Genomic DNA, 16,214 nt, shown 5'->3' on the forward strand with positions numbered 1-16,214 from the left:
AATCTTTCGTTGCCAAGCCGACGTTGCCGGAGGGATGATAGCTCAGGTGATGGGCCCCTGCCTTCGCAGGGGCACAGGGAAGGGCAGGCATCACACCGCCACCGCATCCCGCCAGCGCGCAAACGCCGCATCGGCCTCGTCGCGCCCGGCCTTCGGCAGAAACTCGGCATCGTATAGCGCCAACCGCTTCAGATCGGCCTCGCCAAACAGCCCCGCGCCCATGCCCGCTGCCAGCGCCGCGCCATAGGCGCTCGCCTCGCGCACCGCGTGCCGCCGCACCGGCCGCTGCAACGCATCGGCCTGTAACTGCAGCAAGGTGTCGCTCGCCGACAGCCCGCCCGCGACGGGCAGCGCCTCGGGCACCGGCAAGGCGTCGGCAATCACATCGGCGATCTCGCGAAAGCGGAATGCGATACCCTGCAACGCCGCGCGCGCGACCTGCCCCGGCCCGTCGGCAAAGCTCAGCCCCGCGATCAGCCCGCGCGCCTCGAATAGCCCATGCGGCGCGCCCATCCCGGCGAGCGACGGCCGCACCACGACCTTGCCCGCATCGGCGACCGAAGCCGCCGCCGCTTCCATCGCCGCGGGCGACGCGAACAGGCCGAGCCCGCCGCACAGCCACTCGATCATCGATCCGGTGGTGATCACCATCCCCTCGACGCAGAAGCGCGGTTTCCCGCCCGCAAAGGCGAGCGCCTCGGCGGGCATGCTGTTGTGGATCGTCTCGGGCACATCGCCGGTCCCCGCCATCAGCACGCCCGACGTGCCATAGGTCGCCTTCCAGTCGCCGCGCTCCAGCGCGCCATGCGCGACCATCGCGGCCTCCTGGTCCGCGATCAGCGCCGTGATCGGCACCCGTGCGCCGAGCACCGCGGGGTCGCTTTGCGCAATCGCACCCCAGCTCTCGACCTGCGCCGGAAACATCGCCGCGGGCAGTTGCTGGTGCGCAAGCAGTGCCGCGTCCCACCCGCTGCCGCTGGCATAGTCATAATAGCCCGTCAGCCACGCCGCCGAAGCATCGGTGACATGCGCGCCGCTCAGCTTATAAATCAGCCAACTGTCGAGCGTTCCCCATTGCAGCTGCGCGGGATCGCGCGCCGACAGCGCGATCGCCGCGGGCAGCTTCGCCGACGGCACTTGCGGCCAGCTGGTAAAGCCTGCCGCGCGCAGTGCCTTATACTCGTCCATCCCGCGCAAGTCGCTCCACACGAGCATCGGCGCCACCGGCTCGCCCGTCGCCCGGTCCCACAACACAATGCTCGCCCGCTGCGTCGTCACCCCGAACGCAGCAACATCGGATATGCTGCGCCCCGCCGCGGCTAGCGCGCCGTCGATCACCGCACGACAGATATCCCAAACCTCGGCCGCGTCCTGCTCGACAAACCCCGGAGCAGGGAAGTGGCTCGCGATCGCCCGTTTGTCGACGCCCAGCACCGCGCCCGCCGGATTAACCAGCATGGCGCGGGCGCCCGTCGTGCCCGCGTCGAGCGCGAGCAACAGCTCAGGCATCGGGTATCAGATTGCCCGGGTTCATGATCCCCTCGGGGTCGAGGCAATTCTTCAACCGCCGCAGCAACGCGACGCCGCTCTCGCCCAGATCATGGTGCAGATACGGCTTGCGCAGGCGTCCCGCGCCATGATGGTGCGCGACGCCGCCGCCATGCTTGGCGGTCGCTTCCATGATCGCGCGCCAGCCGGCGAAATAGGCGGGCTCCATCTTCGCGCTGTCCTCAAAGGTCGCGGCAAAGCTGAAATAGAGGTTGATGCCCGAGCGATAGACATGGCTGCTGTGCGCCGACGCGTTGATTACGCCGGGAATTTCGTTGAGCGCCGCGATGCTGGCGTCATAGATCGCGCCGATCTCGCTCCAGCGCCCCGAAATCTCGACCGTGTCGGCGACATAGCCGCGCTCGAACATGTCGCGCCAGCTCGGCACATGGTTGCGCCGCTCGATCCACTGCTTCGCCGCGTTCGGGTCGCCAGCCTCAAGACCGGCCGCCCCGCAAATCTCGTGCATCGCTGCGAGTTCGGCATCGACACGCGCCTTCGGCCCCTCATGCACCATCAACAGCATCGCCTTGCCGTCGCGCTCATAATCGCGGAACAGCCGCCGCACCTCGCGCCCGTCATATTGACGCATCACCGGCGGGCGCCAGTCGGCGCGCACGATCCGCCGCTGCGCCTCGAACCCCGCGCGCATGTCGGCCGCATAGAAGATGCTGTAGTCGCGGTGCGGCGCCTTGGCGCGCAGCGAGAAGGTCACTCCGGTTATCACCCCCATAGTGCCTTCGGCGCCCATCAGCAGATGGCGCAGGTCCGGCCCCGCCGCGGCGCGCACCGCCTTTCCGAGCGTCACCAGTTCGCCGTTCGGCAGCACCGCCTCGATCGAATGGATGATGTCCTCGATATTGCCATAAGCGGTCGAAAATTGCCCCGACGCGCGCGTCGCCACCCAGCCGCCGACGCTGCTGATCGCGATCGACTGCGGCCAGTGCCCGATCGTCAGCCCGTGCGCCGCGACCGCCTCCTCGGCCTCCATACCGTTGAGGCCCGCATCGAAGCTGGCCAGCAGATCGTCGCTGTCGATATAGCGCACGCGGTTCATGGCGCTCATGTCGAGCAGGATCGCATCCGGCGTCGGCTCGATCCCGCCGCACACCCCGCTGCCGAGGCCAAAGGGGATCAGCGGCACGCGTTTCTCGGCGGCGAGGCGCACGACCTTCTGCACATCCTCGACCGACTGCGGCCGCACGACGCAGCCCGGTGCGGGCACTGCTTCACCGCGCCAGTCGCGCAGATGCTTGACCGCCCACTGGTCGTAACGCCGCGCGTTGAGCGCCTCCGCATCGCTCGCGACGCGGTCGGCGCCGATGGCGCTCGCCAAGGCTTCGGCAATATTCATTTCACTCTCCCAAAAGCCTGCGGCTCTCATCGTTGATCTGGCGGCAATGCACGATCTGTGATGCCTTCATGGCGTCATCCCACTCCAGCAGCGCACCCATCGCCTCGGCGGCGGGCGCCAGCGCGGCGAGGCCCGCGCCATGGTCGAACCAGGCGCGCGCGCTCCGCCGCACCCAATAATCTTCGAGGGTGGCGGCGCCCTCATGCGTCACCGCGCGCACCGCCTCGGCAGCGACATCGCCGCCCGCGATCAATATCTCGTTCGCCTCGTCGCCATAAAGCCCCGCCAGCCGCTCGGCGGCTAGCGGATCGAGCCCGTCCAGCTGCACCGCGCGCGACCCGCCCGGCAACGGCATATTGGCGGTCGAACAGGGCAGGGCGGTGGCGCCCAGCCGCTCGACGACCAGATCGACCACCCGCTCCGCCATCGCGCGATACGCGCTGAGCTTGCCGCCCGCGATCGACACCAGCCCGCCCGGCGAAGTCCATATCTCGTCCTTGCGCGACACCTCGTTCGCCTTCTTCCCCGGCTGCGCGATCAGCGGCCGCACCCCCGACCACAAAGACACGATCTCGGCATCGCGGATCGGATCGATGCTCAGCGCCGCCTCGGTCGCGCGCAGCAGATAGTCGATGTCGCCCCGCGTCGGCGTGGGCCAGTAATCGGCGCCGTCGTGGAACACGTCGGTCGTGCCGATGTAGGTGAACGCCCCGCGCGGCACCGCGAAGATGCTGCGCTTGTCGGGCGCGCGGATGATCAGCGTCGAATTGATCGGCAGCCGCTCGCGCGGCAGTACGAGGTGGATACCGCGGCTCAGCGACATGCGCATGTCGCTTTCGCCCGCCTCCAGCCCGCGCACCTTGTCGACCCACGCGCCCGCTGCGTTCACCACCAGCTTCGCCTTGATCCGCGCGCCCAGATTGTCATCCAGCGTCGACGTCGCCACCAGCCCGTCGCCCGTCAGTTCCGAAGCCGCCGCATGGTTCACGACAACTGCACCCGAGCCCTGCGCGCTCCGCACATTGGCGAGCACCAGCCGCGCATCATCGGTCAGGAATTCGGGATACAGCACCGCGCCATTCAGTCTGTCGGTGCGCATCAACGGCTCGCGCCGCTGAAGTTCCGCCAGCCCGATCACCTCATGCTTTTCGGCCTCGGGCACCCCGCCCAATTTCTCGAAGGTCCAGAGGCCCGTGCGCAGCTTCGCGGTCATCGCCATGTTCGTCGTCGGGATCAGAAAGGGCGAGAGTCGCGTCAGGTGCGGCGCGATCCGCCGCAAAATCTGCCGCTCCGACGCCGCTTCCTTGACCAGCGCGATGTCGCCCTGCGCCAGATAGCGGAGGCCGCCATGGATCATCTTCGACGACCGGCTGCTCGTCCCGCTCGCATAGTCGCGCGCCTCGACCAGCGCGACCGACAGCCCGCGCATCGCCGCATCGCGCGCGATCCCCGCGCCGGTAATTCCGCCGCCGATCACCGCGAGATCGAACGTCCGCGCTTCTAGCTCGGCAAAGACCGCGCGCCGCCGCCGTGCGTCGAGCGCGGTGTCGGTCACGCCGAAACGATCCCGTCGAACAACGCGCTATCGGTCGACCCCGCGCGGTAAAACACCGGCGGCTGCCCGAACGGCGCCGCGACCGTCACATCGCCACCGCCCGCGTAAGTCTGCCCCGACCAGACATGCACCCACTCGGCGCCGGCGGGCAGATAGGTCGTCCACTCGCTCTTCCCCGCCGCGATCACCGGCGCGACGAGCAGATCGGGTCCGAGCAGATAAGCGGTCTGGGTCGCATAGGTCTGCGGATCCTCCTCGAAATGCAGGAATAGCGGCCGCTGCACCGGCAACCCCGTCTCCGACGCCTCGTGCGACAGCCGCCGCAAATAGGGCGCCAGATGCGCATAAATCCGCGTCATTTTCGCAAAATGTGCGAGCAACTCCGGGTCATCGTCATATTGCACATTCTGCCGCGGCCGGTTGCCCTCATGTGTGCGCATCATCGACGTAAACGCCGACATCTCGGCCCAGCGCATCGCGAGTTCGGCATCGCGCGCGGTGTCGAACAGGCTCGTATAGCCGCCGCAATCGCTGTGATGATGCGCGTTGCCCAGCATCCCCGCCGACAGAGCCGCGCAGATCACCGTGCCGATCCCGTCGTGACGCGAAAAATCGACCGCCTGATCGCCCGCCCACAGCATCGGGCAGTGGCCCTGCACGCCGGCCCCGCCCGAGCGCATGAACACCATCATTTCGGCCGTCTGCCCGCGCCCCGCGATGCCCTTGGCATTGACTTCGCCCCACAGCGCCGGCCAGCGATTGTGCGCGGTCATCCCGCTCTCGCCATTCGCGAGCCGCACGTCGACGGGCAGATATTCGCCGAAATCGGCCATCCAGCCCGACAGCCCGAAATCGATCATCTTTTCGCCGATGATCGTGTCGGCGAACCATTCCGCCGCAGCGGGATTGGTGAAGTCGACATGCCCGCAATCGAACTCGCCGAAGTCGATCACATAGGGCTCGTCCTTCTCAGGATGCATCACCATGAACCCCTGCGCCGCCGCCTCGGCATAAAGCGGCCCGTCGACCGCCAGATAAGGATTCACATAGCCAAGGAAACGAATGCCGCGTTCCTTGAGTTCGGCGATCCGCGCGGGCAATTCGGGGTAACGCTCGGCGTTCCACTGCCAGTCCCAGAACAGCCGGTTGCCAAAGCTGGTGATACGCAGCCCGACCCAATCCTCGCACCACAGCCCCGACACCGCGACCCCGGCATCCTCGTAAGCCTTCAATCGCGCAAAACTGTTGTCGCCGTCCTTCAGCCCGATCACCGCACCCTTCAGCAGCCATTCGGGCAGCGGCGGCTGGCGCCCGAAACGCTCTGCCAGTGCCGACACCAGCCCGGCAAAACGCGGCCGCGCCCACAGCTCGATCTGCGCGGGAATCTCCCAGACCTCGACCTCATGATAACCGTCATTGCGGAAATCGAACGCCGCATAGGCAAAGCTGTCGACATGCAGCGCATAACGCCGCGAGCTGATAAAGGTCGGCTGCGGATAGTTGGTGTGGGCATAGCTGCCGCCGCCACCCCTGCGGTGCGCCTCGACCTGCTGGAACAAAGGCGAGGCGGGGTCGCGCCCCACGCCGGGCTCGCTCGACCAGAGCGGGAAATGCCGGCCCCTGAGGTCGAAGTAGGAGAATTGCTCGCCGCCCCCCCACACATGCTCGCCGGCCTCGGCGGGCACGCGCAGCCACAACCGGTTGAGTGCCGGGTCGAGCGCCTTCAGCGCGATGGCCGCATCGTCGCCGTCGCCCGAAATCGTCGCTTCAAGCAGCCAAGGCTTCCCGGCAGCCTCGGCAAAGCGCACCATATCGCCTCGGGCCTCGACATGCCCCAGCGCGATCCGCTCGATAACCTCCTGCGCCACATCGAAATGGCCGAGTTTCGAATGAACATGCGGCTCCCCGCGCCCGACGAAGAAACAGGGCGACCCTGCACTATGCGTCAGGATCGTCTGCCCGCCGAGGCGGAGCGCAAAGCCGGTGTCGAGCGCATCGAGCGCCATGGGGAGATCCTTTCGCACTAGCCATACAATCCTCCCTGTCGCGAAGCGATGGGGAGGGGGACCGCGCCCGCAGGGCGTGGTGGAGGGGCCGCGACGTTAGCGCCAGAACCCCTCCGTCAGCGGCTAAAGCCGCTGCCACCTCCCCATGGCTTCGCCACAGGGAGGATTTATCGTCAGAAATTCATCCGCGCGGTCACCCCGAAATAGCGTTCGGCATCGCGCGGCGTGATCTGGCGCATGAAGCTCGTCCCGTTCGGGATGCGCTGGATCACGAACTGCTTGTCGGTCAGGTTCTTGGCGATGAACGACAGGCTGTATTTGTCGTCGTCGGTGCTCACCTTGATCCCGGCATCCCAGATTGCATAGGCGCTCTGGAACGCATTGGGGTTCTGGTTGATGTCGAACTGCGTGCGGCTCTGATAGACAAGCGAGCTGTTCAGATCGACGTTGAACCCGTCGATATTGAGCGGCAGGCGCCAGTCCATCGTCACCGTCCCCTTATACTTCGGCGCAAAGGGCAAAGGCTTGCCGTTGATCGCGGCGGCGCAGGTCACCGCGGCGCCCGGCGGGCAGATGAACTCGTTGATATGCGCGTCGGTGTAATTGAACCCGCCCGACAGCGAGAAATCGTCGGTGATCGCGGCGTTGAAATCCATCTCGATGCCGCGTGTCGACACCGTGCCCGCATTGGTCAGGCGCGTGACGACCTGCCCCGCGACGATGTCGAGGAAGTTCGCCTGATAATTGTCGTACTTGGCATAGAAGCCCGCGAGGTTCAGCGTCAGGCGGCGATCGAACAGTCGGGTCTTGAGGCCGACTTCATAGGCGTCCGACTTTTCGGGATCGATGCGGCCGGTGTCGCGCGCCAGCATGTTGAAAAACACGTTGAGCGCCGGCCCCTTATAGCCGCGCGTATAGGTGGTATAGGCGACGATATCGTCGGTGAGGTCATATTGCAGGCCGGCATTGCCCGACCAGCCATTGTCCTTGATCGACCCCGCCGAAGCGAAGGCCGGGTTCACGCCGGAGAAGGCCGCGAGCGAGGTCGACCGGCGCGCGAAGTCATAGCTCACCTTGTCCTCGGTATAACGCAGCCCGAGGATGCCGCGGAACGCGTCGGTGAAGTTGAGCGTGCCCTGACCGAAGGCCGAATAGCTCGTCAGCTTGGTCGTGAAATCGGCATTGCCTTCGTTGGTGACAAAGGTCGACGACCCTGCCGCGCACGGCGTCAGCCCGCCCACCGTCGGCAGCGTCGACGCGGTGCAGCTCGTCACCGTGCGGTTGAAGAAATCGACTTCCTTCGTGTGGTAGTAATAGAGCCCCGCAACATATTCGAAAAATTGCGGATTCGCCGACGCGATACGCAACTCCTGCGTGAACTGGTCGAACTTCAGGTCGCCGCGGTCGTGCGAACGCACATCCCCCGCCGCGGTGCCGGCGTTGACATAGCGCGGCGCGTCCGACCGGAAATCGCCGTCGCGCTGCTGGAAATTATACCAGTGGCGGTACGCGGTGATCGAGGTCAGCGTGACTCCGCCGAGGTCGAGGTCGATCTGCCCCGAAACGCCGCTGTTCTTGTCCTTGGTGTACGGATCGAGGTCGTTGTCGATGTCCTTGTTCTTGCCGTCGAGCACCAGCGGCGCGAGGCTGGGGATGAACACCGCGTTGTTGAACGCCGAGGGGAAGACGGTGCCGATGCTGTCGGCAAAACCATTGTCGCTGTTCTTCGAATAGTCGGCGATCAGCGTGATCTTCAGATTGTCGGTCGGCTCGGCGATCAGCTTGCCGCGCACGCCCCAATGTTCGTATCCATTGACCTTGCGGTTGTTGAACACGTTGCGGGCGTTGCCGTCATATTGCGACCAGAAACCGGTGAGCGAGGCGCGAAGGCCGTCGCCGAGCGGGCCGCCGACGCTGCCGCGGATGCGATATTCATTGCCCTCGTACCAGGCCGCGTCGACATAACCGCCCAGCTCGTTGCCGGGCTCGCGCGACACGATGTTGATCACGCCGGCGCTGGCATTCTTGCCGAACAGGCTGCCCTGCGGGCCGCGCAGCACTTCGATGCGCTCGACGTCGAGGAAGTCCGACGTCTGCTGGCCGGTGCGCGCATAGACGACACCGTCGATGACGGTCGACACCGACGGCTCGACCCCCGACGAGAAAGAGATGGTGCCAACGCCGCGGATCGAGAGCGCGGAGTCCTTGTTGGTGTTGCCCTTGCGGAAGGTCAGCGTCGGGACGCGCTGGAAAAGCTGCTCGGCCGAATTGACGTTCGACCGTTCGAGCTGCGCGCCCGACACGACCGAGATCGCGACCGGCACGTCCTGCAGATTCTGTTCGCGCTTCTGCGCGGTGACGATGATGTCGGTCGATGCGAAGGGCGCGTCGGCTTCGGCCGGGGCCGGCGCGGCGGCCTCCTGCGCGTGGGCGGGGGCGGCGATCAGCGCCATTCCCAAGGCCGTCGTGATTGTCAGATAGGCTTTGGCTTTCGACGAAACCATATTCAGATCCTCCCTTGATGCGCTGCCGTCCGGTATGTCAATCAATTCAATTGACAATTACGAGCCGACCCATGCGCGCAATTATTTTTGTGGTCCAATAGAGAAATGTCGCGATGCCATGTCCGAATGCTATGGCTTGCGGGACAGCGTAAGGCGCAGGCTGCTGCGCTCTGATCTGGTGTCGGCCCTGTCATCGGCAACCCTTCCCTTTGTCATCGCGGATCGTGCGTCCGCTTCGACATCGGGCCGCGAACCTTTGTCGCGCGCGGCCTCGAATCGGCTGAAAGGCGCCATGCCCATCAGCCATCCCAGGGATGCGCGTCAAAATCATTGCAGTCTAATCGAGAAATGTCGGTAGATTATGTCCAAATGCTATGACTTTGAAGATGGCCGGCGTGGGGAAAAATCAAATGCGCCCTTTTATCGTCACCCCGGACTTGATCCGGGGTCCAGCTTGATCGTGAACGTCGTCGATGCGTCAAAAAAGCGGGATCCCGGATCAAGTCCGGGATGACGAAGGAAAATCGAGCAACGTCCGCTCACCACGCCATAGCGGACATGCACAGGCTTCGATGCCCATTGGCGGGCGGGTCATCAGAATTTCCGGTTGATCGATTGCGAATAGCAAGATTGGTCGAGCATGTGACGGCTCGGAGCGACTAGCTGGTGCCGCCACGGAGAATGGATTTATGAAGGCGGCGCTTCGAAACTATCATAACCGGATGCAGCGGGTGCTGGACTATATCGACCAGCATCTCGACGGTGATCTCGACCTGGACACGGTGGCCGACGTTGCGGCCTTTTCCAAGTTTCACTTTCACCGGCAATTTACGGCGACCTTCGAGTTGTCCGTGAATCGCTATATCCAGCTTGCCCGTATGCGGCGCGCTTCGCACCAGCTTGCCGGTCGCGACGCGCCAAGCGTCACCGATATAGCGATGGACGTCGGCTATGATGCGCCGGATGCCTTCGCCCGCGCCTTCCGGCGACGGTTGGGGCAGTCGCCTTTGTCGTTCCGGAAGTCTCCCGACTGGGAACCGTGGCTTGTGGCCTTCGGGCCTCTCGACAACGCGAGGAACAAGCTCATGCAGATTATCTTTACCGACGACGACGTGACAATCCGCGATGTGCCGCCCACGCCGGTGGCGATCATGGAACATCGCGGCGACCGGGCGACGCTCGGCGACACTATTCAGCGCTTCAGGGACTGGGGGAAGGCGGCCGGCTTGGCGCCCGGGGCAAACCCGACCTTCATGGTCTTTCGTTCCGAAAGATGTCCGGCCAACCCGGCCGATTACAGCATGGACCTGTGTGTCGCGACCGACGCGCCGATCGAAGCGAACGATCCGCAAATGAAGGCTGGCGTGATCCCCGGCGGGCGCTGCGCGGTGCTGCGCTATCCCGGCAACACGAACAATCTCGAGCCCGCCGCGCTCTACCTTTATCGCGACTGGCTTCCGACCAGTGGCGAGGAAGCGCGCGCATTTCCGATCTATTGCAGGCGCCGGCTCGCCCTCATTCCCGAGGTGCCGGCGCATGAGGTGGTTGTGGAATTGTTTCTGCCACTGGAACAGGTGATGGCCTAGCTCGACGCCACCACCCGCTTCACATGCGCCAGACACGCTTCCGTTTCACGCGCCACGTCGGCGTTGAGCCACGCCACAATCTCGGGCGTCGGCCCGATATCGGGCTCAAGCAACGCGAAATCGAGATACACCGGCGGGGAAATCGGGCGGACCGCGACGCCCAAGCGGTGGAAACGCGGCGCACTGAACGGCTCGGCGATCGTCACGCCCAGCCCGGCTTCGACGAAGGCGTATAAGATCTGCGAATGCTGCGTCTCCAGCCGCCGCGATACGCTGATGCCGGACTCTTCCAGCGCGGTGTCGATCCCGGTCCACAGCGCATCGGCCTCGTGCATCGGGCCGACAAACTCCTCGCCCGCCAGATCGGCGATGTTCAGCCGCTCGCGCGCGGCGAGCGGGTGGTTGGCGGGCAGGATGCACACATATTCGGCGCGCGCGAGCGGCGTCGACCTGATGCCTTCGCGTCCCTGCATATCGACCCCGACGCCAAGGTCGGCCTGACCCAGAAACACGCGCTCCTCGATCGCGCGCTGCCCGAGCGATTCGACGATGATCTTGATGTCGGGATAGAGGATGCGGAAACGCGCGATCACCGCGGGCAGGATCGCCATCGCGATCGCCGCGAGCGCCGCGATGCGCACCGTCCCAACCGGATGCGCGCGAATGCGCCGCGCCGCCTGATCGAGCAGGTCGAGCCCCGCATAACTCCGCCGCACCGCCTCATACAGCGCCTGCGCCTGCGCGGTCGGGTGCACGCGCGCGCCGCGGCGGTCGAACAGCCTGAACCCGACCGCGCGCTCCATATCGGCGATCAGCCGGCTCACCGACGGCTGGCTGATATTCAGCATCGTCGCGGCGGCCGTAATGCCCCCGCTCATCATCACGGCGCGAAACGCCTCAACCTGTCTCATTCGCATCGGTCATAGTATAGACGTATGATCGCGCGATGCAATTCGATTGGATGCGATGGCTGGCCTCTGCGATATGCGTGAAGATCGAAAAGATACGGGAGAGTGAAGATGGATTTCTCGGCCCAGCGCGAACAATTCGCCACCGAAGGCTATGCCGTGTTCGAACGCATCCTCGAAGGACCGCTGCTCGACCTGCTGCGCGCGGAATGCGGCCGCGTCATCGACCGCGAAGACGCGCGCCTCGACAGCCTCGGCGTCGAAGTCGACGGCATCAGCCACAAGGGCAAGCGCTATTTCGCCGGCGAATGCCAGCGCCAGCAACCCGATCTGCGCAAGATGCTGTTCAGCGAGACGATGGCCGACATCTGCCGCGCGACGCTCGGCGACGATGCTTATTTCTTCTACGACCAATATGTCGTGAAGGGCGCGAGCGAAGGCATGCCGTTCAGCTGGCACCAGGATTCAGGCTATGTCGTCGGCAACGGCGGCCCGGTGGATCACAAGCCGTACCTCACCTGCTGGTGCACGCTCGACGACACGACCGTCGCGAACGGCACCGTGCGCATCCTGCCCTTCTCGCAGGCGCCCGAAACGCGGGGCGGCATCGTCCCGCACATCCGCCAGCCGGGCAGCAACGACCTCGTCGGCTACACCGGCGACAGCGAGGGCGTGACGCTCGAGGTTCCGGCAGGCAGCGTCGTCGCCTTCTCCAGCCTTGCGCTCCACGCGACCGGATCGAATTCGACCCCGAACATGCGCCGCGTCTATCTCGCGCAATATTCGCCCGAACCGATCCTCAACCCCGGCACCAATCACCTCCGACGCAACGCGATCGCCTTCCTGCGCGGCGGCAGCCAGGTGACCTTCAACTAGAGGAGCAAGGCATGACCGCGCGCCCCGTTATCGTTGCACTCGGCGGCAACGCCACCGCCGGTGGTTCGGCCGAACGCCTGCTCCGTCATGCGCTCATGCGCTGCGAGGCGCAGGGCGCCAACACGATGCTCTTCGCGGGCGAGGCGATCGATCTTCCGATGTACGCCCCGCACCGCAGCGAACGTTGTACGAAGGCGCAGGCACTGATGGCCGCGCTGCGCGAGGCCGACGGTATCATCGTCGCCTCGCCCGCCTATCACGGCACCGTGTCGGGCGTGGTCAAGAACGCGCTCGATTATGTGCAGGATCTGGTGTCCGACGCGCAGCCCTATTTCGATGGCCGTGCGGTTGGCCTCATTGCGGTCGCGGGGGGATGGCAAGCTGCGGGCAGCACGCTCGCGACGCTGCGATCGATCACCCATGCGCTGCGCGGCTGGCCCACCCCGATGGCGGTCACGGCGAACAGCAGCCAGCCGCTCTTCGACCCCGACGGAATGCTGACCGATCAGGGTATCGCGTCGCAACTCGACATCATGACCGGACAGGTCGTGACCTTCGCGCGCATGAAGAGCGCTTATGCCGATGCGGGCAGGGCCGCCTTGACGGCCTGACGTCCGCCGGACCCGGGAGGCCCTTGCGATGCCTTCCGGTCCGTACGGAGCATATCAGAACTTCACGCTGAGCCCGGCCGTGATCCGGCGATCGGTGAGGCCCTGGAAGCAGAGCAGCGCCTTGTCGTTCACGCAATACTGGTTCTGGTCGCCGCGCAGCAGGTTGATGCCCTCGACCCCGACGTTGATATTATCGGTGATGTCATAGTTGATGCTGGCGTTGAGCTGCCCGCGCGCGCCGTTGATCAATGGCAGCCCGAAAAAGAAGGGATCGTTCGACACATAGCTCGAGCGCCACGTGTAGCGCAGGCGCGCGTTCAGTCCGTATTTATCGTAGAACAGCGTGGTATTATAAGCATATTTCGACAGGTTGGTCAGCGAGATGAGGTCGCGCGAACCCGGAAACCCGAGCTGCGTGAACACCGTCCGCGGACCGTCGGCCACGCGATACTCGCGCGCCGAACCGCCGGCCTTCTGATAGGTAAAATTGCCGATGAAGCCGAAGCCCGAGGCGAAACCGAGCGTGTCTTCCCATGCCGACAGATCGTGCTGGAATGCGACCTCGACGCCGGTTTGCGTCGTGGTTCCGGGAACGTTGAAGGTCGAGCTGCGCGGCACGCAGATGCCGACCCCTTGGATCGGGTTATTGATGTTGCGGTTGGCGATCGGATTATAGATGCCGCCGCCCGGGCACGACGGATCGATCGAGATGTTGAGATTGCCGTTGGCGTCGAGGTTGGGCGCCGGATCTTCCTGCCGCTGCGCGAACAGGTTCGTGCGGCTCTTGTGGAAGAAGCCGATGCTGATCAGGCTCGACGGGGCGAAATAATATTCGCCCGAAAGGTCGAACGACCACACCGCTTCGGGGACGAGGTCGGGGTTGCCCACCGCGACCGGCGTGTTCGCGCCGGTGCCGAAGGAAAAGGACGTCGACAGTGTGTCGAAGTTCGGGCGGCGAATGTCGCGCGCGATACCGGCGCGGACGAGCAGCTTGTCGGCGGGTTCGAGGACGAGGCTGAAGCGCGGGAGCAGGAAATTATACGAACTCTTCGCGACCGTCTGTCCGGTCACCGTGCCGTTCGCGATATTGTTGCCCGTCGACGACAGTTTGGTGTGCAGCCAGCGGAAACCGGCATTGCCGCGCACCGGCATGCCGGCGATTTCGCCTTCCATATTCGCCTGAAAATAGGCGGCGTTTGTCGTTTCCTTGATGCTGAAGAAGCCCGCAAAGGATTCGGTCGGCGTGACGAGCGAAGCGACAGCGGGTCCCTGCGTCCGTGCAGCGTTGCTCGCCGCGATTGCCTTGTTCAGCGATTCCAGCACCTTCGCCGGGTCGCGGAAGGACAGGCCGCCATCGATCAGCAGGAAGTCGGGGAAATAGAGGCGGCGCCCGTCGGCGGCGTTGAAGTTGCTGGGCCCGGGGATCAAAATGTCCGAAAACAGGTCGCCCGACGGCCGGTTCCACGCGCTCGTCGTGTTGGTCAGGCTGACATTGTTCGAAAACTCGCTGTTCTCGGCCGATGTCCGGTTCCAGCGATAGCCGAAATCGAACGAGGTGACGAACGGGTTGAGGTTGGTGGTGTCGTAAGAGAAATCGAGGCGCGCCGCCCTTTCCTCATTGTCGGTCGAATTGGCGCCCTGCGTGACCTGCTGCAGCTGATAGTTCGCGGGGTCGAGCAATTGCGCCGTCGTCGGCGCAAAGGGGCTCGCCTGATCGATGCCGAATTGCAGCGTGCCGCCGCGCAGGTCGAATTCGATCGGCACGCCATTGTCGATGCTCCGCCCGATCACCGGCTGCGGGCCATTGGGATTGATGAAGTCGAGCGTGGTCGAGAAGTTCGGGAAATCGGATTTGGAGGTCGACAGCGACACTTCGGCGCGCACCTTCAAATTGTCGGTCGCCTGCCAATCGGTTCCGAAATCGAAGACGCGGCTTTTGGTCACGCGCGCGCCGGTGTCGCTGGATGTGCGCAGGTTCGGATCGATCACGCTTCCGGTCGTGCCGCCGATCCCGATCGTGCCCGCGACCGCGGCCTGCACGGTGCCGAGGTCGATCGGACCATTCGGGCCGTCGAGCCTGCCGAAATCGACCGTTTCGAAATCGGTATTGTTCATCGCATCGACAACCGATGGCGTCGCGGTGCCCGATATCTGGACGCGGTGGCTCTGCTGTCCGCGGCGCTGGTTGTTCAGCGTCGCGTCGAAATAGAATTTCAGATCGTCGTTCGGCTTCCATTCGAGCGCCGCGGTGCCGTTGTAGGTTTCATATTCGTAATTCTCGAGCCCCTGCTGGAGGAACTGGATGCGCAGGAACGGAAAGGCCTCGGCGCTCGGACCCGAACCCGGCAGGACGAGCGCGTCGCGGTCAACGCGCGGCTTGAACGACGCGACATCCTGGCGGGCATAGCTGCCGCTCACGACGATGCCGATCTCGCCGATGCCCGTGTCCCACCGGTTGCCGAGCGTGGCGGAGAGGCGCGGCAGGGTCGATTTCGACAGGTCGCTGTTTTCCATCTGCGCGCGCGCGGCGATCAGCGGATCCTTGAGGTCGAGCGGGCGGATCGTACGCAGATTAATCGTGCCGCCGACCGACCCTTCGATCGTCTGCGCGGTTGGAACCTTGGTGACCTCGACCGAGGCGATCAGTGCGGCGGGCAGATCTTCGAAGCTGATCCCCGAGCGGCCGGCGCCCGATCCCACGGTCGAAACGCCATTGATTTCGGTGCGGTTCGCGTCGGTGCCGCGGATCTGCACCGCGTTGCCAACCCCGGCTTGCCGGGTGATCTGAACCCCGGTGACATTTTCCAGCACTTCGGCGAGGTTCTGGTCGGGCAGCTTGCCGATGTCTTCGGCCTGGATGACCTCGACGATATTGTCGGTGGCGCGCTTTTCGCCCAGCGCGGTTGCAAGGGAGCTGCGAATGCCCGTCACGACAATCGCATCGTCACCCGTGTCATCCGCGGACGCTGTCGCGCTATCCTGCGCGGCGGTGTCCTGCGCAAAGGCCGGGCCGCCAAGCATCGCCAGTGCCGTGGTGCCGAGCAGCACCGCTGCAAGGTTCATTTTGCCGGCGCCCGATGCGCGCCCGATGCTGCCCCGAATCATCCCACTCTCCCTGTTTGATCTTGTTTGGAGAGAAGCTCGCTTTGTCAGACCAATATGTCAACCCATGTTGTATACCGATATCGGGTTGATATTGTCCTACCTCTTGTATAGTCCAATGAGCAAGAATCATAAAAAGGGTGAGGCGCAGTGCAGATAAGGGC

10 protein-coding genes are annotated in these 16,214 nt (G+C 64.7%); 3 read left to right on the top strand and 7 right to left on the bottom strand.

All coding sequences use genetic code 11. From position 1 onward, the window contains the following. Positions 1 to 90: 90 nt before the first annotated feature. The 5 genes from ACTJI5_RS20190 to ACTJI5_RS20210 all read right to left on the bottom strand — a co-directional run bounded on the left by ACTJI5_RS20190 (position 91) and on the right by ACTJI5_RS20210 (position 8,967). Complete coding sequence (locus ACTJI5_RS20190) at positions 91 to 1,509, bottom strand: FGGY family carbohydrate kinase (RefSeq protein WP_440861567.1); 1,419 nt, start codon at positions 1,507 to 1,509, stop codon at positions 91 to 93. Next, positions 1,502 to 2,902: an FAD-binding oxidoreductase gene (locus ACTJI5_RS20195; protein WP_440861568.1), complete on the bottom strand. Its 1,401-nt coding sequence runs from the start codon at positions 2,900 to 2,902 to the stop codon at positions 1,502 to 1,504. The genes ACTJI5_RS20190 and ACTJI5_RS20195 overlap by 8 nt, the downstream gene beginning before the upstream one ends. A gap of 1 nt (position 2,903) precedes the next feature. Beyond that, positions 2,904 to 4,457 carry a glycerol-3-phosphate dehydrogenase/oxidase gene (locus ACTJI5_RS20200; RefSeq protein ID WP_440861569.1) on the bottom strand — a complete coding sequence of 518 codons (1,554 nt, stop codon included), beginning with the start codon at positions 4,455 to 4,457 and terminating at the stop codon, positions 2,904 to 2,906. Continuing rightward, entirely contained in the window at positions 4,454 to 6,463 is a 2,010-nt protein-coding gene (locus ACTJI5_RS20205; protein ID WP_440861570.1) for an alpha-glucosidase, read from the bottom strand. Before ACTJI5_RS20205 ends, ACTJI5_RS20200 begins: the two co-directional genes overlap by 4 nt. A 173-nt stretch (positions 6,464 to 6,636) precedes the next feature. Next, the gene (locus ACTJI5_RS20210; protein ID WP_440861571.1) at positions 6,637 to 8,967 is read right to left on the bottom strand and encodes a TonB-dependent receptor; all 2,331 of its coding nucleotides are present in this window, start codon (positions 8,965 to 8,967) and stop codon (positions 6,637 to 6,639) included. 689 nt (positions 8,968 to 9,656) lie between these two features. On the opposite strand from ACTJI5_RS20210, the gene ACTJI5_RS20215 reads away from it, so the two are divergent. Next, a complete protein-coding gene (locus tag ACTJI5_RS20215) occupies positions 9,657 to 10,553 on the top strand; it encodes an AraC family transcriptional regulator (RefSeq protein ID WP_440861572.1) in 897 nt (298 codons plus the stop codon). Here ACTJI5_RS20215 and ACTJI5_RS20220 read toward each other — a convergent pair. Continuing rightward, positions 10,550 to 11,464, bottom strand: coding sequence for a LysR substrate-binding domain-containing protein (locus ACTJI5_RS20220; RefSeq protein WP_440861573.1), 915 nt, complete (start codon positions 11,462 to 11,464; stop codon positions 10,550 to 10,552). The two genes, ACTJI5_RS20215 and ACTJI5_RS20220, sit on opposite strands and share 4 nt — an antisense overlap. A 108-nt stretch (positions 11,465 to 11,572) precedes the next feature. Between ACTJI5_RS20220 and ACTJI5_RS20225 the strand changes: the two genes are divergently transcribed. Both ACTJI5_RS20225 and ACTJI5_RS20230 read left to right on the top strand, forming a co-directional pair. Beyond that, positions 11,573 to 12,337 carry a phytanoyl-CoA dioxygenase family protein gene (locus ACTJI5_RS20225; RefSeq protein ID WP_310251741.1) on the top strand — a complete coding sequence of 255 codons (765 nt, stop codon included), beginning with the start codon at positions 11,573 to 11,575 and terminating at the stop codon, positions 12,335 to 12,337. Between the two features lie 11 nt (positions 12,338 to 12,348). Beyond that, positions 12,349 to 12,948, top strand: a complete 600-nt coding sequence (locus tag ACTJI5_RS20230) for an NADPH-dependent FMN reductase (RefSeq protein ID WP_440861574.1) — start codon at positions 12,349 to 12,351, stop codon at positions 12,946 to 12,948. Positions 12,949 to 13,002: 54 nt separating this feature from the next. On the opposite strand, the gene ACTJI5_RS20235 is transcribed toward ACTJI5_RS20230, so the two are convergent. Further along, positions 13,003 to 16,053: a TonB-dependent receptor gene (locus ACTJI5_RS20235; RefSeq protein WP_440861575.1), complete on the bottom strand. Its 3,051-nt coding sequence runs from the start codon at positions 16,051 to 16,053 to the stop codon at positions 13,003 to 13,005. Positions 16,054 to 16,214 lie beyond the last annotated feature (161 nt).

The sequence above is a fragment of the Sphingopyxis sp. 22461 genome (genome assembly GCF_052044915.1).
Lineage (GTDB): Bacteria > Pseudomonadota > Alphaproteobacteria > Sphingomonadales > Sphingomonadaceae > Sphingopyxis.

Excerpts from the sequence above, each read along its gene's own strand:
- ACTJI5_RS20190 (WP_440861567.1), bottom strand. The coding sequence starts at position 1,509 with ATGCCTGAGCTGTTGCTCGCGCTCGACGCGGGCACGACGGGCGCCCGC.
- ACTJI5_RS20195 (WP_440861568.1), bottom strand. The coding sequence starts at position 2,902 with ATGAATATTGCCGAAGCCTTGGCGAGCGCCATCGGCGCCGACCGCGTC.
- ACTJI5_RS20205 (WP_440861570.1), bottom strand. The coding sequence starts at position 6,463 with ATGGCGCTCGATGCGCTCGACACCGGCTTTGCGCTCCGCCTCGGCGGG.
- ACTJI5_RS20210 (WP_440861571.1), bottom strand. The coding sequence starts at position 8,967 with ATGGTTTCGTCGAAAGCCAAAGCCTATCTGACAATCACGACGGCCTTG.
- ACTJI5_RS20215 (WP_440861572.1), top strand. The coding sequence starts at position 9,657 with ATGAAGGCGGCGCTTCGAAACTATCATAACCGGATGCAGCGGGTGCTG.
- ACTJI5_RS20220 (WP_440861573.1), bottom strand. The coding sequence starts at position 11,464 with ATGAGACAGGTTGAGGCGTTTCGCGCCGTGATGATGAGCGGGGGCATT.
- ACTJI5_RS20225 (WP_310251741.1), top strand. The coding sequence starts at position 11,573 with ATGGATTTCTCGGCCCAGCGCGAACAATTCGCCACCGAAGGCTATGCC.
- ACTJI5_RS20230 (WP_440861574.1), top strand. The coding sequence starts at position 12,349 with ATGACCGCGCGCCCCGTTATCGTTGCACTCGGCGGCAACGCCACCGCC.
- ACTJI5_RS20235 (WP_440861575.1), bottom strand. The coding sequence starts at position 16,053 with ATGATTCGGGGCAGCATCGGGCGCGCATCGGGCGCCGGCAAAATGAAC.